The organism is Tabrizicola oligotrophica (genome assembly GCF_011008935.1).
GTDB lineage: Bacteria > Pseudomonadota > Alphaproteobacteria > Rhodobacterales > Rhodobacteraceae > Tabrizicola_A > Tabrizicola_A oligotrophica.
This window is the reverse complement of sequence record NZ_JAAIVJ010000061.1, coordinates 1-234: the sequence shown is the minus strand read 5'-3', so window position 1 is coordinate 234 and position 234 is coordinate 1. Positions and strand designations below refer to the sequence as shown.

The 234-nt window shown below is 65.0% G+C and carries 1 protein-coding gene; it reads left to right on the top strand.

Going from position 1 to position 234, the window contains the following annotated elements:
* The coding region (locus tag G4Z14_RS18825; RefSeq protein ID WP_164628494.1) for a DUF7507 domain-containing protein at window positions 1-234 on the top strand (234 nt) is incomplete at both ends.

Genomic DNA, 234 nt, shown 5'->3' with positions numbered 1-234 from the left:
ACACCGCCACCGCCGACAGCGACGAGACCGAGGAGGTCTCCGACAGCGAGGATGTGCCGGTCTGCTATGACCCGGTGCTGCTGATCGACAAGGTGGTGACGGATGTCGGCGGCGACGGGCCGGACGGGGTGGTGAACGCGGCGGGCGACATCATCACCTATGAGATCACGGTGACCAATGACGGCAACGTGACGCTGACCAATGTGACGATCACCGACCCGCTGACCGGGCTTG